This is a genomic window from Pantoea sp. RIT-PI-b (genome assembly GCF_001187905.1).
Lineage (GTDB): Bacteria > Pseudomonadota > Gammaproteobacteria > Enterobacterales > Enterobacteriaceae > Pantoea > Pantoea nemavictus.
In genome coordinates, this window is sequence record NZ_LGIS01000030.1 from 229852 (window position 1) to 249697 (window position 19846).

Below are 19846 nucleotides of genomic sequence, written 5' to 3' on the forward strand. Positions count from 1 at the left end.
GCGCCGAAGGAGCAAGGGATGGAATTCTTTAAAGAGTACTGGTGGATCCTGGTGATCCTGCTGATGGTCGGTATTTTGATGAATGTTTACAAAGACCTAAAACGTATCGACCATAAAAAGTTCATGGATAACAAACCGTCTTTGCCGCCGCATCGAGATTTTAACGATAAGTGGGACGATGAAGAGGATTGGCCGAAGAAGAAATAACCCCAGTTAAATCAGTCTCCTTACCCGTAGCGGCGCGATTTATCGCGCGTGTTTAGCAGCAGTCTCGCTGTAACAATGCGCGATAAATCGCGCCGCTACGAAGTGTGCAGATATAAATTTAGATCATCATCACCACATCATCATCGCCGGGCTTAGCGCCGCTCAGCGCTTCATCGAAGTAACGACGCGGCACGGTATAACGCAGATGATTGAGCGCCAGCTCCATGCTGCGATCGTCAATGGCGTGCGGCAGATCCTCAACCACATCCAGCGTTACATCGCCACCTAGCAACATAAGGCGTTGCTTCGCCTCCTCTGCGTGCTTGAGCGGAATCTGCTCATCGTAATCGCCATGAATCAGATGGATAGTGTTGCGGGTAGATGCGCGCTGCGGCAGCGTGGCATAGCGGCCGCTAAACACAATTGCTCGCCCGGCCAAATCTGGCTGCGCCTTAACGCCTTCCAGCACCATGGTGCCTCCCTGTGAAAAACCGACCAGCGCAGTTGCTTCGGCGCGTACCCCGCTTTGCTGCTGCCAGTGACGCACCGATTCCACGAATTCCGGCATCACCGCATCCACGCCCTGCTGCTCCGAGCGATCGTGCGCCGGAATATCGGCAAACCACAGGCGTCCCTGAGGAACGCTGCTGGCAGCGTAAGGTGCGCCAACGGAAACCACCAGCGCTTGCGGGAACGCCTTAGCGAACCAGCTGCCAATCTGCGCCATCGAATCCGGGTTGTCGTTTACGCCGTGATACAGCAGGAACAGCTGCGCTGCACTGCTGGGTTGCTGAACAATTACATATAGTAGTGCCATAAGATCCTCCTCAAATCACTATACGCCGCTGCTCGCACAGAGATACCGGGAAAATTTGAATGAGATAATGGATTTATTGCAACGAAGGGATCTGCGGTGCCGCGTCAGGATTGAGCTGAATTAGGGCCTCGGCAACTTCAGATCGCAGCTTGTGCATCAACGCCTTGCGCCCGCTAAGTCCCGCATTTTGCGCCGCGCTGCTCAGCGACTGTTTTTGCAGCAGAATGGCATGCAACAAGGGTGAAGAAGCGTGGCGCACCAGACGCTGTAACACCGCATAGCTGGCTTCAAAAGGGCGCTGTGCCCAGGCGAAACCCGCCAGCAGCGCCCAATCGTCATCATTGAGCAATTGGCTGTCATCGCTTGCCAGCGATAACGGCAGTTCAATGATCTCCTGCAGCCACGGCCAGTCGCGCGCCAGGCGCTGCGCTGCCTGCTGTTGTAGCGCTTCGCCTTTTGCAGTCATCGCCAGCATCGCCATCGCGGCATAGCAGCCGCTGCTGGCTTCGCGCTGCGAACCCACCCGCACCAGCGTAAAACCGCAGGCGCGCCAGAAGTGCCACAGGGATTCGGTGTAGCCGAAACTAACCGAAAGATAATCACAGCCCCGCGCCTGTTGGCGTGCCGTTGCGACTAAAGCTTTGCCGATACCGCGCTGGCGCTGTGCCGCCTGCACCGCAATCCGGCTAATGCGTTGTGAACGCAGCGTCGCCGCCTGCGCAAAACCCGCATGCGCCGCCAGCGATTGCGCCACCAGATTGCCACGCGGCCGGCGGTAACCCGCCCATATCGCTTCTGCTAGCGCTTGATCTAATCCGCCCTCCTCCACCAGCCACAGCGCGCCGGTGATGTGTTCACCTTCCCCGGCTAACCAAAAACGCATGCCAGGTGCATCCAGCATGCGGCGTAAATCCAGCGGTGACGTGCGGTAGTGCGCGCTGGCCAGCAGGCGGTAACCCGCTTCCAGCGCAGAAAAGTTTTGCTGTGGTGTCGCCGGGAAAATTGCGACGTCGGCGTTTACGCGGCTTTCCTGCGCATCCTCAAACAGCAACGCCTGACTGAGCCACTGCTCCAGCGGATCGTTGGGCGACCAACGCAACGGCTCGTCGAGCTGGAAGTAACGAACATCGGGCAAGGTGGCGCAGAAGCGCAGCATAAAACCGCGTCCGGTACCTTCATAACCTTGTACGGTGGTGGTGAGCAGCACACGCGGAAAACGCTGCACCAGCTGCTGCAACAGCGGCGTGGGAATCGCTGCCGCTTCATCGACAATCAGCCATTGCGCCAGCGGCGTCTGTTCTCGCGCCAGAATGGCATCCGGTGCCATAAAGCGGAAATGCTCACCCGCAAAGTCGGCCAGCACCTCGGTTGAGACTTTGCCGGGCGCCGTCACTAAACAGTGCTGATTCTGCTGCGCCAGCATGCCCGCCAATGCAGATTTGCCGCGACCGCGCGCGGCGGTGATCACCGCGACGCCGGCAGGCATCGTTTCGAGCTGTTGCAGGATTTGCGCCTGCTGCTGTGGTGCCTGGCAGTGCCATTCGGGCAGATCAATGTCGGCGGGATAACGCACAGGTTGATGCTGACGCTGCAACATTACCTGCGCATCGTCGAGAAGAAGAGATTGGAGATGATGGATAAAATGCGGTGTGGCGATCGGTTCGGCGACATCGGCCCAACGCAGGCTGTCAGCATCCGTTTGCGTTGGCCAGCTTTTCCAGGCGGGCGTCAATAGCAATAACCAGCTGCCTGCACGCAAGGTTCCCGCCAGCGCCGCGAAGGCTTCGGCATGAAAACCTTTACGTGCATCAAATATCGCGTGCTGGAACTCACGGCCCAGTAACGTGCGCAACGCGGTTGGCGCGACCGCGTGCGGCAAATCATCGCTATCGCTGAGCGTCAGCCAATCGCCTTGCAACTCCGCTCGCCATTGCGAGGCTTGCTGCCGGGCCCAATCCGCTTCGCCAGCAATCACACTCAGGCGGCGAATGCCTGCACGCTGCATCGCCGCCGTCGGTTCAATCAAGGACATCACTTGCTAGCGAAGGTGTTGCACTGACCGGGATCGCCGCTATCGAAACCGCGCTTCAGCCAGGTGTAACGCTGCTGGGATGTACCGTGCGTGAAGCTGTCCGGCACCACGCGGCCCTGACCTTTCTGCTGCAAGCGATCGTCGCCAATGGCTTCTGCCGCATTTAGCGCTTCCTGCAGATCGCCAACTTCGAGAATATTTTGCTGCTGCATATAATGGCCCCAAACACCAGCAAAGCAGTCAGCCTGCAGCTCCATCTTCACCGACAGTTGATTAGCCTGCGCCTGACTCGCGCCCTGCTGCATCTGGCGTACTTTCGGCTCAATACCGAGCAGTTTTTGTACGTGATGGCCAACTTCGTGGGCAATGACATAGCCCTGCGCAAAATCGCCGCCGGCACCGAGTTTGGTTTTCATATCATCGTAAAACGACAAATCGATATACACGGTTTGATCGGCCGGGCAATAAAACGGCCCCATCGCCGATTGGCCGGTACCACAATTGGTGCGCGTCGCACCGCGATACATCACCAGTTTCGGCGGCACGTACTGTTTGTTCATCTGCTGGAACAGCTTGCTCCAGGTATCTTCCGTGGTCGCCAGAATCACCGAGGTGAATTTGGCATCTTCATTGCTCTGCGCGGTGTTCACCTGACGCTGCTGCGAAGTTGGCGCGACGCTACCGCCGCCTTCCAGCAGCGCGGTGAGGTCGTAGCCGTAATAGCCTGCAACAGCGACAACCACTAACAAGATCAGGCCACCTTTGCCGCGCGGAATGCGGATTTGCCGTCCGCCACCGCTGCCAATGCCCGGTGAATCATTGCGTCGATCTTCTACATTGTCGCTTTCACGACGCCCTTGCCAGCGCATGGCCTACTCCTTTAAACATGTTTTGGCATGATTTTAGTTGGCGGCGCAGGTTAGCACCAGTGTTGTAGTCACATAACACCGTAGGGTCGTCATTAATGACGACCTCTATTACGGGCATAAAAAAAGGTCGTCATAAATGACGACCCTCCAAGATAGGTGGACAGACTTAATCCAGCTTCACACCCAAACGCTGGGCGACTTCTTCGTACGCTTCAACCAGGCCGCCGAGGCTCTGACGGAAACGGTCTTTGTCCATTTTGTCCATGGTGTTTTTGTCCCACAGGCGCGCGCCGTCTGGCGAGAACTCATCGCCCAGCACCACTTCGCCGTTGAACAGACCAAACTCCAGCTTGAAGTCGACCAGGATTAAGCCCGCGTCATCAAACAGCTTGCTCAGCACGTCGTTGGCTTTAAAGGTCAGCTCTTGCATACGTGCCAGATTGGCTTTGCTCACCCAACCAAAGGTTTCGCAATAGGATTCGTTCACCATCGGGTCGTGTTTGGCGTCATCTTTCAGGAAGAGATCAAACAGCGGTGGATTGAGTACAATGCCCTCTTCCACGCCCAGACGTTTTACCAGCGATCCTGCCGCACGGTTGCGCACCACGCACTCGACCGGCACCATCTCCAGCTTTTTCACCAGCGCTTCGTTATCCGACAGCAGCGCTTCCATCTGGGTCGGAATGCCCGCTTCCTGCAATTTGGTCATGATGAAATGGTTGAACTTGTTGTTCACCATCCCTTTGCGATCAAACTGCTCGATTCGTGCACCGTCTCCTGCTGACGTATCGTTGCGGAATTCAAGTACCAGCAGATCCGGATTATCGGTGCTGTATACGGTTTTCGCTTTACCGCGATACAACTCAGCTCGCTTTTGCATCTTGTTAACTCCAAACATGAAAGAACACGTGTTCAGCGGTGTTTCACCGCGCGCCGACTGCATGACGCAATCGTTTACTTCGCCGGGCGCTATTATGCCAAATCCAAAACAAAAAGGCCGGAGAATCTCCGGCCCTTTGGCAATTTATTTCAGCGCGCCTTGAATCACTGATACCAGCGCATCATTCTGCGTCTGGGTTAGCACGTGACCTTTCGGATCGATGAACTGCAGACTACTGCGGTTATCCAGATCGCCAACCTGCAATTTGTAATCGCCGTTTGGTAATTCCGGATCTTTCGCACCGATCTCATCCCACACGCCGCTGCCCGGCTGTTTGTAGGTGACTTTCAGGCTGCCCTGCGAACGGTTGTCGTCAGTGACTTCCATGCCCACGCGTTTCAGCGCCGCTGGCAAACGCTGCCAGGTCACGTTGAACGGTGCACGCAGAATCAACAGCGGTAAACCGGTATCGTCCGCGCCGCTCTGCACATCAATTTGTCCGGTAGCACGGTTTGCTGCGGCATCCTGGCTGGCAGAATCCACTTTATCCAGACCGGTGCTGATGTCGTTCAGCATCTGGCCGGTATAGCGTTGGATCTGCGCCGGAGAAGTGACGGTCTGACCTGACTGCTGCAGTTCGAGCAGACGTACCGTCAGCACTTGCTGATAGCTCTGATTCTGCACGCTGATCTGATAGCGACCGCGATACTGGTTATCTTCGTCAGCACGGTTCCACTGCACCCAATCGGTAGTCAGCTGCTGTGAAGCATCATCACGCTGCGCAATCGGGAACTTGTAAGACTGGACTACGCCAACCACTTGCGACCAGATCGAACCCCGGCTGCTTTCCACGGCCAGCACGCCGGTGTTACCGGTGAACTGCGCACGCGTGCCGTTCAGCAATGCCAGCGGCTGGGCTGGCGGACGAATATCCAGCTCTTTACCAACTGCGCCTTTGGCGACGCTATGCGGAACATCGTAATCACCATTCTGCAGTGGCAGAATCATGCCGGCGGGCGCTTTTAAATCCTGCAGCTCAGGCGCCTGCAGGTAAGATTCGTCGCCGCTGACCTGGCGCTTATAACGCTGATCGTTGGAACACGCTGTTAGCAGCATCAGGGTGGAAAGGCCCACTACCGTTGCCAGCGTCGAGCGCTTAACTGAATAACTCATTGATTCTCCCTAAATTATCGCAGACCCGCTTTAATCAGCGCCTGAGCCGTTTTCGCCTGACCCGCTTCGGTCAGTGGCGTCATTGGCAAGCGCAGCGTGTCATCCGCGATTAATCCTAGCTGTTTTGCTGCCCATTTCACCGGGATTGGATTGGGTTCACAGAAAAGCGTCTGGTGCAGATGCATCAGACGCTGATTCAGGCGACGCGCTTCGGCGAATTTGCCCTGTTGCGCCAACGCACAGAGTTCAACCATTTCACGTGCCGCAATATTAGCCGTTACCGAAATGACGCCTTTGCCGCCCAGTTGCATGGAGTCCAGCGCCGTGGCGTCATCACCGCTGACGATGATGAACTCATCATTAACCAGCTCTTGGATCTGTGAGATGCGCGATAAGTTCCCGGTAGCCTCTTTGATTCCGATAATATTTTTAATTTCGGCCAGACGCGCGACGGTTTCCGGCAGCATGTCGCAACCGGTACGCGAAGGAACGTTATACAGCATCTGCGGCAGATCGGTGCTTTCCGCAATGGCTTTAAAGTGCTGGAACAAGCCTTCCTGGGTTGGACGGTTGTAGTAAGGCGTCACCGTTAAACAGCCCACAACACCGCTGCCGGTAAAGCGTTTCGTCAGGGAGATGCCTTCAGCTGTGGCATTGGCGCCGGTGCCAGCGATAACCGGAATACGGCCATCGGCCAGTTCTAGGGTTTGCATTACTACATCACCGTGCTCGTCATGGCTGAGCGTGGCTGATTCGCCGGTGGTGCCAACAGAAACAATCGCCGCGGTGCCGCTGGCAACATGATAATCAATCAGTTTTTTTAGACTTTCGCGGCAGACATTACCTTTTTCATTCATTGGCGTAATGAGCGCAACAATACTTCCGGTGAACATGGGCTATCCCCTCGACAAACAAGTGCCTCATGTTACGTTTTACATTGAAAGAAAAGCAAGCGAGCCACGCCATTCCCGCGCTTGTCAGCAGTTTTTTTTATGTTTACCTTATAGTTATTAGCGAACGTACAGGAAATGCCATTTTGTCGCAGTCACAGCCTCACCATCTGGTGATCACCGCACTGGGCGTTGATCGTCCGGGTATCGTCAATACCATCACCCGCCACGTCAGTAGCTGCGGCTGTAATATCGAAGACAGTCGTCTGGCGATGCTCGGTGATGAGTTCACCTTCATCATGCTGCTCTCCGGCAGCTGGAATGCGATAACCCTGATTGAATCTACGCTGCCAATGAAAGGTGCCGAGCTGGAGTTGCTGATTGTGATGAAGCGCACCAACGCACGCGCTACGCCACCGATGCCCGCCACCGTGTGGGTGCAGGTTGAAGTCCCGGATTCTCCGCACATCATTGAGCGCTTCACCGATCTGTTCGATAAACACCAGATGAATATCGCCGAATTGGTCTCGCGGATTAAACCGTCGCAGGATGGCGTAGCCCCGACGCTCTATATTCAAATGACGGCGCACAGCCCGGCCAATCCGGTCAGCGCCCCTATCGAGCAGGCTTTCAATCAGCTGTGCGAAGAACTGCATGCACAAGGCTCAATTCGTCTTTATAGTGTGACCGACGATGCCAACAGCAGCGTTTAATCAGGCTCCGGGTTATTTCGCCACACACTCTGCCGCTGCGGCAAACCGTGTAGTGAAATAACCCTGACGGTAAACACCCCCTGGCACTTTTGTTCCTGATGGTGTATTACCCACAGCATGTAAAAAATAATGGAGAGTTGTGATGAATCCACTGAAAGCCGGTGATACCGCACCGAAATTTAGCTTGCCCGATCAGGACGGCGAACAAGTAAATTTGGCCGACTTCCAGGGACAGCGCGTTCTGGTCTATTTCTATCCGAAAGCCATGACGCCGGGTTGCACCGTTCAGGCCTGCGGTCTGCGCGACAACATGGATGAGTTGAAAACTGAGGGTGTCACAGTACTGGGCATCAGCACCGATAAAGCCGAGAAGTTGTCGCGCTTTGCCGATAAAGAGATGCTGAACTTCACGTTGCTATCCGATGAAGATCATCAGGTGTGTGAACAGTTTGGCGTGTGGGGTGAGAAAACCTTTATGGGTAAAACCTACGACGGCATTCACCGCATCAGCTTCCTGATCGATGACGAAGGCAAGGTAGAGAAAGTGTTCGACGATTTCAAAACGTCTAACCACCACGACATCGTGTTGGATTATCTGAAATCAGCCTGATAGTAACGGGTGCGCAAGCCGCACCCGTTCTCTTTTACTCTATTCGCGGCTCATCAAGCGCCGGTGTTTCAGGCCAGGCATGCACCACGGCTTTTACCAACGTTGCCAGCGGAATCGCAAAGAACACGCCCCAAAATCCCCACATCCCGCCAAAAATCACCACTGACAGAATGATCACCAGCGGATGCAGATTCACCGCTTCCGAGAACAGAATCGGCACCAGCACGTTGCCATCCAGCGCCTGAATCACCAGATAGATGGCGATCATGGTCCAGAAATCGCTGCCCAGTCCCCACTGGAACAGGCCAACGCCAATCACCGGAAGGGTCACCACCATCGCGCCGATATAGGGAATCAGTACTGAAATTCCGACCAGCACCGCCAGCAACAGCGAATAGTTGAGGCCCAGCATCAGAAACGCCAGCCAGGTAACAAAGCCTACCGCCACCATTTCCAGCACTTTGCCGCGAATGTAATTAGTGATCTGCTGATTCATCTCTTGCCACACCACACCCGCCAGACCGCGATTGCGCGGCAGCACGCGACGCACCGCGCTCAGCATCTGCTCTTTATCTTTCAGCAGGAAGAACACCATCAGCGGCACCAGCACCAGATAGATCATCAGCGTCATCAAGCCCACCAGCGACGCCAGTGAATACTTCACCAACGATTCGCCTAAGCCAGTCAGGCGGCTGCGCAGATTCTCCACGATGATGTCGATGATGCCAGCATCAACCAGTGCCGGATAACGCTTCGGCAAGCCAGCGGCAAAGAGATAGAGTTTATTCAGCATATTGGGCAAGTCGCGGGTCAGATTAATGCCCTGCTGCCAGGCCACCGGCGCCACAATCAACACCATCACCAATAAGATGCCCGCGAACACCACCAGCACCGCGCTGGTGGCCCAGGTGCGGCTACAACCGGCGCGCTGCAGGCGTACCGTTGGCCACTCAAGCAGGTAGGCGAGCACTAACGCCACCAGCAGCGGCGCCAGTAAACCGCTTAGGAAGAACAGAATACAAAACGCCGCCAGCAGAATCACCAGCAGGCCGATAGCCTGCGGGTCGCTGAAGCGGCGTTTGTACCATTGATAAAGCAGAGCGAGCATGCAAAACATCCTTGAAACGAAAACAGAAAAGCGCACGTTCCGTAGCGGTGCCATAAATTACGTCGCTACGGAACGTGCATGATAGGGGGGGTTAATGCGTAATACTACTCACCAACGCATCCTGACCGGAGATCATTACGCAGTTGCGCCCGGCATTTTTCGCCTGATAGAGCGCGGCATCGGCTTGCTTGAGGCTCTGTTCCTGCGCCCCGCCATCCGGCTGCCAGTCAGCAATCCCCACCGACAGCGTGACATTGCCAACCTGATCAATCCAGTTTTCCGCGATGCTGATACGCACGCGTTCGGCAAGAATGCGCGCATCTTCAACCGAGGTGGCGGGCAACAGCATCAGAAACTCTTCCCCGCCGTTACGGCACACCACATCGGTTTGCCGTGCGCTATGACGCAAGGTGCGCGCCACGTGTTTGATCACCTCATCACCCACATCATGACCAAAGGTATCGTTGACGCGTTTGAAGTGATCGATATCCAGCGCCAGCACGGAAAACGGTTGGCGCATGGTAGAGAAATAGTCGAGCACGGCGCTTAAACCGCGGCGATTGAGCAGGTTGGTCATCGGATCGGTCTGGACTTCAGATTTCAGCCGGCCAATTTTGTCCTGCACTAAACCAATGCCGGTCAGCAACGCGCGCTTCACCTGCGCCGCTTCAAAATACCAGGCGCGAATGCCGCCAATCTCAGTTGATACGCCCTGCGAATCCATCTGGCTGGCTTTACGCGCCAGCTGCCACAGCGGCAAGGCAATCAGCCGCGCCAAAATCACCGCCACCAGCAAGGTCAGCAGCGCGAACGGCACCGAGTTTTTCAGCACTTTTAATAACAAGCCAGAGAGCGGCGCCAGCGTGGCATCGGTCGGTTTCAACGCCACCACCATCCAGCCGGTGGTGGGCACGATGGCATAACCGGCCAGTTTGGCTTTGCCCTCTTCGCTTAACTGCACTTCGCCGTTGGTTTGCTGCTGGCGCTGGCGCTCGCTGATGATGGCTGGCGCACTTTTGCCAATCAGCTGGCTATTCTGGTGATACAGCACCTGATTATTACGATCCATAACGTAAACCTGGGTGCCGTCGCGATAGAACTGTTCGCCGAGCAGCGCGTTCAGGATGCTTTTCTTTTTCAGATAGATAGTGCCGCCCACATAGCCGAGATAGCGTCCGTCTTTGCTCCAGATTGGCCAGGAGACAAACACAATCAGGTTGTTAGCGGCGGAAATGCTGGGTCGGCTGACCATCGGCTGACGCTGCGCTAACGCTTCACGCGAAGACTGGCTGGTCAGACGCATGCCTTTCAGCATCAACGATTCCGGTGAAATCGCCTTCACGATACCGTTACTGTCGACCACCGCGACCGAGTTAAAGCTGTTGGTTTGCTCACGCAGGCGATTCACTTCCTGCTGCGCCAGATCGTCATCATCAAAATCATTGCCTAACTGCGTCGCGCTGTAGTGCAGCTGCGACTGAGCCAGCTGAAAGAAGACTTCCGTGGTGGCGGCCAGTTTGGTGGCGTAAGCGCGATTAGCTTCGAGGGTGCTTTCGATCAGGACCATACGTTGCACGCGCCAGGTGGCGTACAACGCATTGGCGAGCGTGATGACGATGCTGGTGATTGCTAACAGCGCGATCAGCGTGCGCAGGTCAGTTTTTGGCCGCAGGCGCGTTAGCATGGCGCACCTGCTTTAAAGCGTAGATTCATAGATTTGTGTGCCTGACAGTCTTGTTATTGTTGGTTGCACTTGCCCTGGTGAGGGAACGAGCAATTGTACACCCACAACTCAAATTGAGCACGAAGCATCCTGTCAGCCACCGACAATTCTTTCTCACTGCTGGTGCTAATCGATCAAGCCATTGGCATTGTAAAACGGCCACGGGCCGGGATAATCGCCGATGTTTATTTGCGTCAGCCGACATTGCAGACATGCGCTAAGGATATTGAGTGACGAGCCATCAGCCGCAACTCCACTTGCAGCTGGCGCTTAAACCAGACCTAACTGTGACAGCAACATCGTGGAAAAATGACGAAGAGATGACAGCAGCGCGGGCTGCTGTCAGGCAGGCATTACAACATCAGAAAAGCGTAACCTTCGTTTTGCAGCGAAGCCACGGTGGTGCCACTCGACAGCGTGTGGGTAACGCGGGTATCGATCCAGTCGCGCTCCAGCTGATGGAATGCTACCGACTGATCGCAAATGGTTACCTTGACGCCCGCGCTTCTGAGCTCATCAATTAGCTTGAGGTTCGGGTTATCGGTGCCGTAGGTTTTGCGGAACTGTTCATTATTCAGCGCCGCGGGTACCGCATCGCTGTTGATCGACACCACAAACTTCAGCTGATTCAGTGGAACGCCCGCTGCATAGTAGAGGTTGGTGACGCGCGCAACGCGCTCCAGACCGAGATTCGGCTGGCGAACATCCCCTTCATTACGGTTGATCTGGAAAACGATTTTGTTGCTTAAACCCGGCGTGTTGGCCGGATTGTAGTCCGGCACACTCACAAAGTGGATTTTGCCGTAACCGGCAATGGCGGGCGTGCTCCAGAAATCGGCGGGCTCGCTCTTTTTATCTGCAAACTTGTCGCTGACTTTATCAATCAGTTCCGGAAGCTGTAACACATTACCGCCGACAAAACCTGCCAGTGCCGCGATAACAATATAGGATGCTGGACGCATTTCACTTCTCCTGTGCCTGAGATTTACATCTGTAAGAGTGCATAACCCTGATTTTCCAGCGTCGACACGGTGGTCGGACTGGAGAGCGCATGAATCACCGATTGGTCGATCCACGCTTTCGGGAAGTGATGGAATGCCACCGACTGATCGCACACCGATACCTTCACGCCCAACTTATTCAGTGCGCCTATCAGCGCCAGATTAGGGTTATCTGCTTTATAGAACTGTTGGAAATGCGCGTTATCCAGCATCGCCGGGGTGGCGTCACCGGTGACCGAGACGACAAAGTGCAGGTCATCAGCCGGCACGCCAGAGGCGATATAAAGATTAACCACGCGCGCGACGCGCTCCAGACCGAGGTTCGGCCGCTTCATATCCCCTTCGCTGCGGGTAATCTGGAACACCACTTTGTTACTCAAGCCAATCACCGGCTTAAAGGCGGCGTCCGCTTCATAATGGATTTTGCCGTAGCCCTCCACGGCGGGTGTACTCCAGAAACCGTCCGGATCGGCTGGCTCGGCAGAAAAATGGCTCACAACACGTTGATACAGGTCATCACCCTTGCTCACGGTGGCGCCCACAAATCCACCCACAATGGCGATGAGGGCGTATGTGACAACAGAACGCATAGAAACTCTCCGGCATGCACTGCGCGTCAATTCACAGTCCGTTTGAATAAAGTGCCTTATCTATACCACAGCGTGCGCAGGGCAAAACGCCTGTAGTAACGGGCTGTCCGGCGTTTTGATTGCGCGAAAAATAATTAGCAGGGTTAATTGAATAAGGGTTTCGATTGTTGTGCGGCAGAAAGTGAAGAAATGGTTGGCCGTGAAATTGTGACCCCAACGCCAATAGAACAAGTTGACGTGCGTTTAAAATATAGCCGCCATTTACTGTTCCAGACTCAATGCGCAGCGTAAGCACGATTAAAATAACTGATGGATAAAGCGGGCCAAACCCGCTGATTTGCCACTGCTTTTCAGAGTAAACCTATAAAAATTCATGCCAAATTCAATAATTTTGAGCAACTTTACGTAACTTTAACTTTTGGCGGCCTACAGCCCGGTTTATGCCGCAACGCGCTATTCAATTTTTTGCTGCAATTTTGCGATGCTGTAACCGATTTTTCATTTATAGACCATTAAGCTTCATCATTTGCTTGTCGCAACAGTGTGGTTAAGATAGAGCGCGCGGTACCCATGCAAAATAAGCGCAGAACATTTGAACAACTTACCTGTCCAATTTCGGGTGACTTTTACAGGATCAAGGCATGTTTAACCGGTTGAAAAAATCAGTACTGGCGGCCCTTATTCCTGCGCTGCTGCTCACGCCTGCGCTGAGTGCGCGCGCCGACATTAGCGATACGCTGCCCGATATGGGCACCACCGCCGGTGCTACGCTGTCGATTAATCAGGAATTACAGATGGGCGACTTCTATGTGCGCCAGCTGCGCGCCAGTGCGCCTCTGATAAACGACCCGCTGTTGAACCAATATATTAATGAGCTGGGTCAGCGCCTGGTGGCCCACGCCAACTCGGTACGCACGCCGTTTCACTTCTTTCTGATTCAGAACGACGAGCTGAATGCCTTCGCCTTCTTTGGCGGCAATGTGGTGCTGCATTCGTCGCTGTTTCGCTACACCGATAATGAAAGCCAGTTAGCCTCGGTGATGGCGCACGAAATTTCGCACGTTACCCAGCGCCACCTGGCGCGCGCGATGGAAGAGCAGAGACGCAATGCGCCGCTCACCTGGGTGGGAGCATTGGGATCTATTCTGCTGGCGATGGCCAGCCCACAAGCGGGTATGGCGGCATTGACCGGCACGCTGGCGGGCACGCAGCAGGGCATCATCAGCTTTACTCAGGGCAACGAACAGGAAGCCGATCGCATCGGTATTCAGGTACTGCAACGCGCCGGCTTCGATCCGCAAGCAATGCCCACTTTCCTGCAGAAGCTGGCGGATCAGAGCCGTTTCTCCTCCAAGCCGCCGGAAATTTTGCTGACGCACCCGTTACCGGATAGCCGCCTGGCCGATGCGCGTAACCGCGCCAACCAGATGCGTCCAGTGGTAGTGCAGTCGTCGCAGGATTTCTATATGGCGAAAGTGCGTTCACTCGGCATGTATTCCACCGGTCGCAATCAGCTGACCGATGATTTGCTCAACGACTATGCCAAAGGCAACGTGCGCGAGCAGCAGGCTGCGCAATACGGCAAAGCGGTGCAGTTCCTGCAGGCCAAAAGCTTTGATAGCGCCAAACGGGTGATCGCCCCGCTGCTGGCGAAGCAGCCGGATAACGTCTGGTTTCTCGATATCATGACCGATATCGACATCGGCCTGAATCAGCCGCAGCAGGCGATCACCATGCTGAGCAGTAATAAAGCCAGCAGCAGCAACCCGGTGCTGCAGTTGAACCTGGCTAACGCCTATGTTGAAGCGAAGCAACCGGCTAACGCCAGCCGCATTCTCAATCGCTACACTTTCGCGCATCCGGACGATCTCAACGCCTGGGATTTGCTGGCGCAGGCCTCCGCAGCCCAGGGTTTACGCGATGAAGAGCTCTCCGCGCGCGCCGAAGGTTTAGCGCTCAACGGACAACTCGATCAGGCGATCTCGACGTTAAGCAGCGCCAGTGCGCAGGTGCCGCTCGGCAGCCTGAAACAGGCGCGTTATGACGCACGCATCGATCAGTTCCGTGAACTACAGAAACGCTTCAAGGTGTATCAAAAAGGATAAGAAACATGGTGAGCATTTATCACAACCCGCGCTGCAGCAAGAGCCGTGAAACGCTGGCGCTGTTGCAGGAAAACGGTGTTGAACCTGAAGTGGTGTTATATCTCGATACGCCGCCCGACGTGCCGACATTGAAGCGCCTGCTACAACAGCTCGGCATGCACAGCGCGCGTGAACTGATGCGTCGCAAAGAAGATCTTTATAAAGCGTTAGCGTTGGCGAATGATGAGCTGAGCGAGGATCACCTGCTGCAGGCGATGGCGGCTCATCCAAAACTGATTGAACGTCCGATTGTGGTTAATGGCGAGCAGGCGCGCATTGGACGTCCGCCCGAAGCGGTGCTGGAGATTATTTAAAGCTCCAGCGCTTCCTTAACAAAGGGAATGGTGAGTTTGCGCTGCGCGCTAATTGAAGCGCGATCGAGGCGATCCAGCGTATCAAACAGCGTGCGCATCTCACGATCGAGGCGTTTCAGCAGGAAGCGCCCAACATCTTCCGGCAGCTCAAAGCCACGCAATCCCGCACGCAGCTGCATCGCCTGTAATTTGTCGTCATCCGACAGCGGCTGTAAGCGGTAAATCTGCCCCCAATCAAGGCGTGAAGCCAGATCCGGCAAGCCAAGATTTAGCTGACGCGGCGGTCGATCGCCGGTGATCAGCAACCGCGTTTTACCGATTTCCAGAATGCGATTGTAGAGATCAAAGATCGCCATTTCCCACTCCGGATCGCCCGCAATACATTCGATGTTATCGATGCACACCAGCGCCAGATTCTCCATCCCTTCCAGAACCTCCGGCACAAACCACGTGCGTTTATCCAGCGGCACGTAGCCCACCGCCTCACCGCGCGCCGAGAGTTCAGCACAGGCTGCATGCAGCAGATGACTGCGGCCACCGCCTTCGCGCGACCAGAAATAGAGATAGCTGCCGTGTTGCTGTGAGAGTGCGCCTTGCAGCGCCGCCAGCAGAGACGCGTTTTCCCCCGGCCAGAAACTGGCGAAGGTTTCATCATCGGGTAAATAGAGTGGCAGTGAGAGCTGTGCCGGCGTGTTCAGAAGTACCTCAACGGATGAGCGGGCAGAAAACCGCGCAAGTTTATCACGATCTTTGTCGGAGATGAACCGGGCTTCCCTGCCCGGTTTGTCGCCTTAACTTTCGCGCTTCTCTTCCGCATCCAGCACCACTTCTTCTGGACGTAATACGCTGATTAGACGGAAGATCAGAGCCAAGCCAACGCCAACGATGGTCGCCAGCGCCATGCCTTTCAGCTCGGCGGCACCAATGTGCACTTTGGCGCCGCTGACGCCGATGATCAGGATCACCGAGGTCAGGATCAGGTTTTGCGCCTTGTTGTAATCCACTTTGGATTCGATCAGCACACGAATACCCGACGCACCGATCACCCCGTACAGCAGCAGCGACACGCCGCCCATGACCGGCACAGGAACCGCCTGAATCGCTGCCGCCAGCTTGCCAACGCACGAGAGCAGGATGGCAAAGATTGCCGCGCCGCCAATCACCCAGGTGCTGTACACGCGGGTAATCGCCATTACGCCGATGTTCTCGCCGTAAGTGGTATTTGGCGTTGAGCCGAAGAAGCCGGAGATCATGGTCGACAAACCGTTGGCGAACATGGAGCGGTGGAGGCCAGGATCGCGGATCAGATCTTTCTTCACGATATTGGCGGTGACCACTAAGTGGCCGACGTGCTCGGCAATGACCACCAGCGCGGCCGGCAGAATGGTCAGCATCGCCACCCACTCAAAACGCGGCGTATAGAAGGTTGGCAGCGCAAACCACGGTGCATTTTCCACCGCAGTCCAGTCCACAATTCCCATGCCGTAAGAGAGCGCATAGCCGACCAACACGCCGACTAAAATCGGGATGATGGCGAGGAAACCGCGGAACAGCACCGAACCAAATACCGTGACCGCCAGCGTCACCATGGAGATGATCACCGTTTTGCTGTCTGGCGAAGTGCCGTCAGCAGGCAGCAAGCCAGCCATATTCGCCGCTACGCCCGCCAGTTCCAGACCGATAACCGCCACAATCGCGCCCATCGCCGCCGGAGGGAACATCACGTCAAGCCAGCCGGTACCGGCTTTTTTCACGATCAACGCCACCACGCAGAACAGGAAACCACAGAGGATAAAACCGCCGAGCGCCACTTCATAACCGAGCGGCAACAGCAGCAGCACCGGCGAAATAAAGGCAAAGCTCGAACCGAGATAAGCGGGGATTTTTCCTTTACAGATAAACAGATACAGCAACGTGCCGACGCCGTTAAACAGCAACACCGTGGCCGGGTTGATGTGAAACAGAATCGGCACCAGCACGGTGGCGCCGAACATGGCGAACAGGTGCTGCAGGCTGAGTGGAATGGTTTGCAGAAGCGGTGGGCGCTCACTAACGCCGATTGCACGACGAGTCATTATTATCCCCTATCCTCTTCGTTCTTCAAGCCATGGCTGCGTTGCCCTGGCGTGAATAACTCAAGGATGACATTGTTGTGTTTTTAGACAAAAAAAAGCCGACTCTCTGGCCGGCTGCTTTCTTTATTTGGTTCCGAAAATCTTGTCGCCCGCATCGCCGAGCCCGGGGATGATGTATCCCTTTTCGTTCAATCCCTGATCGACAGATGCAGTGTACAGCTCCACATCCGGATGCGCTTTTTCTAAAGCCGCAATCCCTTCTGGCGCGGCCACCAGCACCAGCACCTTAATACTGGTACAACCGGCTTTCTTCAGCAGATCGATGGTGGCAATCATCGAACCACCGGTTGCCAGCATCGGATCGACCACCAGCGCCAGGCGCTCTTCAATGTTCGATACCAGCTTCTGGAAATAGGGTACCGGCTCCAGCGTCTCTTCATCACGATACACACCGACCACGCTGATACGCGCGCTCGGTACGTGCTCGAGCACCCCTTCCATCATGCCGAGGCCAGCACGCAGAATCGGAACAACGGTGATTTTTTTACCTTTGATCTGATCGATTTCGACCGGACCGTTCCAGCCTTCGATGGTGACGCGCTCGGTTTCCAGATCGGCGGTGGCTTCATAGGTCAGCAAGCTGCCCACTTCCGAGGCCAGCTCGCGGAAACGCTTGGTGCTGATATCATGCTCACGCATCAGGCCCAGTTTATGTTTGACCAGCGGGTGTTTGACTTCCACGATCTTCATGATTGTTCTCCCGGAATTGAGTTGAGCTAAAAAAAAATCGCCGGATTATACCGCCTTTTCGCCGCCGCGCCACATGTCATCGGTCAATGGCTTGCCTGAATCAGCTCAAGAGTAAGGATTGGCGAAAATCTGACGCTGTGCAAAGGCAGCGTGAGATGGGACTCGCAAACGTTTGCCTGCGCTGTTAGAATTGCCGCGCTTAATTTTTGCCACCAACCGCAACTCGCGTGGGGATTCCGCAGTGACCGACAAAACCTCTCTCAGCTACAAAGACGCCGGTGTTGATATCGATGCTGGTAACGATCTGGTTGACCGTATTAAAGGCGTAGTGAAAAAAACTCGCCGCCCGGAAGTGATGGGTGGATTGGGTGGATTCGGCGCGCTCTGTGCGCTGCCGCAGAAGTACCGCGAGCCTGTGCTGGTCTCCGGAACCGATGGCGTCGGCACCAAGCTGCGTCTGGCGATGGATCTCAAACGCCATGACAGCATCGGCATCGATCTGGTTGCGATGTGTGTCAACGACCTGATCGTGCAAGGTGCAGAGCCGCTGTTCTTCCTCGATTATTACGCGACCGGCAAGCTGGATGTAGACACGGCTTCCTCGGTGATCACCGGCATTGCCGAAGGCTGCTTGCAGTCTGGCTGTGCGCTGGTGGGCGGCGAAACCGCTGAAATGCCTGGCATGTACCACGGCGAAGATTACGACGTGGCCGGTTTCTGCGTCGGCGTGGTGGAAAAATCAGAAATCATCGACGGTTCGAAAGTGCAGGACGGTGACGTGCTGATCGCGCTGGGTTCCAGCGGCCCACACTCGAACGGTTACTCGCTGGTGCGCAAGATTCTGGAAGTCAGCCAGACCGATCCTGAAACCAAGCTGCTGGAAGGCAAATCATTGGCCGATCACCTGCTGGCGCCGACCCGCATCTACGTGAAAAACATCCTTAGCCTGATTGAACAGGTTGATGTGCATGCGATTTCACATCTGACTGGCGGCGGCTTCTGGGAAAATATCCCACGCGTATTGCCAGACAATACTCAGGCCGTGCTGGAAGAGAGCAGCTGGCAGTGGCCTGCGGTATTCACCTGGATGCAGCAAGCGGGTAATGTTAGCCGCTTTGAAATGTACCGCACCTTTAACTGCGGCGTGGGCATGGTGATTGCGCTGAGCCCGGCAGACGCAGATAAAGCGGTGCAACTGATGAGTGACGCTGGCGAAAAGGCGTGGAAAATCGGTGTGATTAAAGCGTCTGATGCTGAAGAGCGTGTGGTTATCAACCCATGAAAAAACTGGTTGTACTGATCTCCGGCAACGGAAGCAATCTTCAGTCCATCCTAGACGCCTGCGCAAGCGGGCGTATTAACGGCAGCGTCGCTGCCGTTTTCAGTAATAAAGCCAGCGCCTACGGTTTGACGCGTGCGCGGGAAGCCGATGTCGCGCAGCATGCGTTAGCCGCCAGTGATTTTGCCGACCGTGCAGCCTTCGATCGCCAGCTCATGCAGGAGATTGACGCGTACGCACCGGATTTGGTGGTGTTGGCCGGCTATATGCGCATCCTCAGCAGCGCTTTTGTCGCGCACTATCACGATCGTTTGGTGAATATCCATCCGTCGCTATTGCCGAAATATCCGGGCTTGCATACCCATCGGCAGGCGCTGGAAAACGGCGACGAGGAGCATGGCACCTCGGTGCATTTTGTGACTGACGAGCTTGATGGCGGACCGATTATTTTGCAGGCGCGCGTGCCGGTGTTTGCAGGCGACAGCGAAGATGAGATCAGCGCGCGCGTACAGCATCAGGAACACGCGATTTATCCGCTGGTGATCAGCTGGTTTGTCGATGGGCGTTTGCAGATGCGCGAGGGTAAAGCGTGGTTGGATGGTGAACCATTGCCGCCGCAGGGTTACGCCCACGACTGATTTCCCCGTCATACTTTAAGTTTCAGGAGCGTT

At 55.4% G+C, this 19846-nt stretch carries 20 protein-coding genes; 7 read left to right on the forward strand and 13 right to left on the reverse strand.

The genetic code is table 11. The features are described 5' to 3' along the window. Positions 1-18: 18 nt before the first annotated feature. The gene (locus tag AC790_RS20335; RefSeq protein WP_049852963.1) at positions 19-207 is read left to right on the forward strand and encodes a YpfN family protein; all 189 of its coding nucleotides are present in this window, start codon (positions 19-21) and stop codon (positions 205-207) included. Between the two features lie 118 nt (positions 208-325). Here AC790_RS20335 and ypfH read toward each other — a convergent pair whose 3' ends face one another. The 6 genes from ypfH to dapA form a co-directional block, all read right to left on the reverse strand. Next, entirely contained in the window at positions 326-1024 is a 699-nt protein-coding gene (gene ypfH / locus AC790_RS20340; RefSeq protein ID WP_049852964.1) for an esterase, read from the reverse strand. A 73-nt stretch (positions 1025-1097) separates the two neighbouring features. Next, complete coding sequence (locus AC790_RS20345) at positions 1098-3056, reverse strand: tRNA(Met) cytidine acetyltransferase TmcA (RefSeq protein ID WP_049852965.1); 1959 nt, start codon at positions 3054-3056, stop codon at positions 1098-1100. Beyond that, on the reverse strand, positions 3056-3925 hold the full coding sequence (locus AC790_RS20350) for a neutral zinc metallopeptidase (RefSeq protein WP_049852966.1): 870 nt from the start codon (positions 3923-3925) through the stop codon (positions 3056-3058). Before AC790_RS20350 ends, AC790_RS20345 begins: the two co-directional genes overlap by 1 nt. 166 nt (positions 3926-4091) lie before the next feature. After that, complete coding sequence (gene purC, locus AC790_RS20355) at positions 4092-4805, reverse strand: phosphoribosylaminoimidazolesuccinocarboxamide synthase (RefSeq protein ID WP_007884822.1); 714 nt, start codon at positions 4803-4805, stop codon at positions 4092-4094. 144 nt (positions 4806-4949) lie between these two features. Next, positions 4950-5978 carry an outer membrane protein assembly factor BamC gene (gene bamC / locus AC790_RS20360; RefSeq protein ID WP_049852967.1) on the reverse strand — a complete coding sequence of 343 codons (1029 nt, stop codon included), beginning with the start codon at positions 5976-5978 and terminating at the stop codon, positions 4950-4952. A 14-nt stretch (positions 5979-5992) separates the two neighbouring features. Next, positions 5993-6871, reverse strand: coding sequence for a 4-hydroxy-tetrahydrodipicolinate synthase (gene dapA / locus AC790_RS20365; protein WP_007884824.1), 879 nt, complete (start codon positions 6869-6871; stop codon positions 5993-5995). A gap of 143 nt (positions 6872-7014) precedes the next feature. Between dapA and AC790_RS20370 the strand changes: the two genes are divergently transcribed. Both AC790_RS20370 and bcp read left to right on the forward strand, forming a co-directional pair. After that, positions 7015-7581, forward strand: coding sequence for a glycine cleavage system transcriptional repressor (locus tag AC790_RS20370; RefSeq protein WP_036619762.1), 567 nt, complete (start codon positions 7015-7017; stop codon positions 7579-7581). Positions 7582-7723: 142 nt separating this feature from the next. Next, positions 7724-8191 carry a thioredoxin-dependent thiol peroxidase gene (gene bcp / locus AC790_RS20375; protein WP_049852968.1) on the forward strand — a complete coding sequence of 156 codons (468 nt, stop codon included), beginning with the start codon at positions 7724-7726 and terminating at the stop codon, positions 8189-8191. A gap of 34 nt (positions 8192-8225) precedes the next feature. Here the strand turns inward: bcp and AC790_RS20380 are convergent, their stop codons facing one another. The 4 genes from AC790_RS20380 to AC790_RS20395 all read right to left on the reverse strand — a co-directional run bounded on the left by AC790_RS20380 (position 8226) and on the right by AC790_RS20395 (position 12613). After that, a complete protein-coding gene (locus AC790_RS20380; RefSeq protein ID WP_049852969.1) occupies positions 8226-9299 on the reverse strand; it encodes an AI-2E family transporter in 1074 nt (357 codons plus the stop codon). 91 nt (positions 9300-9390) lie between these two features. Continuing rightward, the gene (locus AC790_RS20385) at positions 9391-10983 is read right to left on the reverse strand and encodes a sensor domain-containing diguanylate cyclase (RefSeq protein WP_049852970.1); all 1593 of its coding nucleotides are present in this window, start codon (positions 10981-10983) and stop codon (positions 9391-9393) included. A 392-nt stretch (positions 10984-11375) separates the two neighbouring features. Next, the gene (locus AC790_RS20390; RefSeq protein ID WP_007884832.1) at positions 11376-11984 is read right to left on the reverse strand and encodes a DsrE family protein; all 609 of its coding nucleotides are present in this window, start codon (positions 11982-11984) and stop codon (positions 11376-11378) included. 23 nt (positions 11985-12007) lie between these two features. After that, entirely contained in the window at positions 12008-12613 is a 606-nt protein-coding gene (locus tag AC790_RS20395; protein WP_007884834.1) for a DsrE family protein, read from the reverse strand. Between the two features lie 641 nt (positions 12614-13254). Here AC790_RS20395 and AC790_RS20400 point away from each other — a divergent pair. Beyond that, the gene (locus AC790_RS20400) at positions 13255-14718 is read left to right on the forward strand and encodes a M48 family metallopeptidase (RefSeq protein ID WP_049852971.1); all 1464 of its coding nucleotides are present in this window, start codon (positions 13255-13257) and stop codon (positions 14716-14718) included. 5 nt (positions 14719-14723) lie between these two features. Next, positions 14724-15071, forward strand: coding sequence for an arsenate reductase (glutaredoxin) (gene arsC, locus AC790_RS20405; protein ID WP_369817634.1), 348 nt, complete (start codon positions 14724-14726; stop codon positions 15069-15071). On the opposite strand, the gene hda is transcribed toward arsC, so the two are convergent. The 3 genes from hda to upp all read right to left on the reverse strand — a co-directional run bounded on the left by hda (position 15068) and on the right by upp (position 17896). Then, complete coding sequence (gene hda / locus AC790_RS20410) at positions 15068-15769, reverse strand: DnaA inactivator Hda (protein WP_036619769.1); 702 nt, start codon at positions 15767-15769, stop codon at positions 15068-15070. The genes arsC and hda overlap by 4 nt on opposite strands. Positions 15770-15862: 93 nt before the next feature. Then, positions 15863-17146: a uracil permease gene (gene uraA / locus AC790_RS20415; protein ID WP_007884849.1), complete on the reverse strand. Its 1284-nt coding sequence runs from the start codon at positions 17144-17146 to the stop codon at positions 15863-15865. 123 nt (positions 17147-17269) lie between these two features. Further along, positions 17270-17896, reverse strand: coding sequence for a uracil phosphoribosyltransferase (gene upp, locus AC790_RS20420; protein WP_007884850.1), 627 nt, complete (start codon positions 17894-17896; stop codon positions 17270-17272). Positions 17897-18137: 241 nt separating this feature from the next. Here upp and purM point away from each other — a divergent pair, with 241 nt between their 5' ends. Together purM and purN are read left to right on the forward strand one after the other, a co-directional pair. Continuing rightward, positions 18138-19178 (forward strand): phosphoribosylformylglycinamidine cyclo-ligase, encoded by a 1041-nt coding sequence (gene purM / locus AC790_RS20425; RefSeq protein WP_049853035.1) that lies wholly within the window; start codon positions 18138-18140, stop codon positions 19176-19178. Then, positions 19175-19813, forward strand: a complete 639-nt coding sequence (gene purN / locus AC790_RS20430) for a phosphoribosylglycinamide formyltransferase (RefSeq protein WP_007884852.1) — start codon at positions 19175-19177, stop codon at positions 19811-19813. The genes purM and purN overlap by 4 nt, the downstream gene beginning before the upstream one ends. Positions 19814-19846: the final 33 nt, after the last annotated feature.

What these genes read in the sequence shown, in the direction of transcription:
- uraA (WP_007884849.1), bottom strand. Translation starts at nt 17,146, where the DNA reads ATGACTCGTCGTGCAATCGGCGTTAGTGAGCGCCCACCGCTTCTGCAA.
- purN (WP_007884852.1), top strand. Translation starts at nt 19,175, where the DNA reads ATGAAAAAACTGGTTGTACTGATCTCCGGCAACGGAAGCAATCTTCAG.
- bcp (WP_049852968.1), top strand. Translation starts at nt 7,724, where the DNA reads ATGAATCCACTGAAAGCCGGTGATACCGCACCGAAATTTAGCTTGCCC.
- arsC (WP_369817634.1), top strand. Translation starts at nt 14,724, where the DNA reads ATGGTGAGCATTTATCACAACCCGCGCTGCAGCAAGAGCCGTGAAACG.
- AC790_RS20335 (WP_049852963.1), top strand. Translation starts at nt 19, where the DNA reads ATGGAATTCTTTAAAGAGTACTGGTGGATCCTGGTGATCCTGCTGATG.
- dapA (WP_007884824.1), bottom strand. Translation starts at nt 6,871, where the DNA reads ATGTTCACCGGAAGTATTGTTGCGCTCATTACGCCAATGAATGAAAAA.
- upp (WP_007884850.1), bottom strand. Translation starts at nt 17,896, where the DNA reads ATGAAGATCGTGGAAGTCAAACACCCGCTGGTCAAACATAAACTGGGC.
- AC790_RS20395 (WP_007884834.1), bottom strand. Translation starts at nt 12,613, where the DNA reads ATGCGTTCTGTTGTCACATACGCCCTCATCGCCATTGTGGGTGGATTT.
- AC790_RS20350 (WP_049852966.1), bottom strand. Translation starts at nt 3,925, where the DNA reads ATGCGCTGGCAAGGGCGTCGTGAAAGCGACAATGTAGAAGATCGACGC.
- AC790_RS20390 (WP_007884832.1), bottom strand. Translation starts at nt 11,984, where the DNA reads ATGCGTCCAGCATCCTATATTGTTATCGCGGCACTGGCAGGTTTTGTC.
- AC790_RS20380 (WP_049852969.1), bottom strand. Translation starts at nt 9,299, where the DNA reads ATGCTCGCTCTGCTTTATCAATGGTACAAACGCCGCTTCAGCGACCCG.
- AC790_RS20385 (WP_049852970.1), bottom strand. Translation starts at nt 10,983, where the DNA reads ATGCTAACGCGCCTGCGGCCAAAAACTGACCTGCGCACGCTGATCGCG.
- ypfH (WP_049852964.1), bottom strand. Translation starts at nt 1,024, where the DNA reads ATGGCACTACTATATGTAATTGTTCAGCAACCCAGCAGTGCAGCGCAG.
- purC (WP_007884822.1), bottom strand. Translation starts at nt 4,805, where the DNA reads ATGCAAAAGCGAGCTGAGTTGTATCGCGGTAAAGCGAAAACCGTATAC.
- bamC (WP_049852967.1), bottom strand. Translation starts at nt 5,978, where the DNA reads ATGAGTTATTCAGTTAAGCGCTCGACGCTGGCAACGGTAGTGGGCCTT.
- AC790_RS20345 (WP_049852965.1), bottom strand. Translation starts at nt 3,056, where the DNA reads ATGTCCTTGATTGAACCGACGGCGGCGATGCAGCGTGCAGGCATTCGC.
- AC790_RS20400 (WP_049852971.1), top strand. Translation starts at nt 13,255, where the DNA reads ATGTTTAACCGGTTGAAAAAATCAGTACTGGCGGCCCTTATTCCTGCG.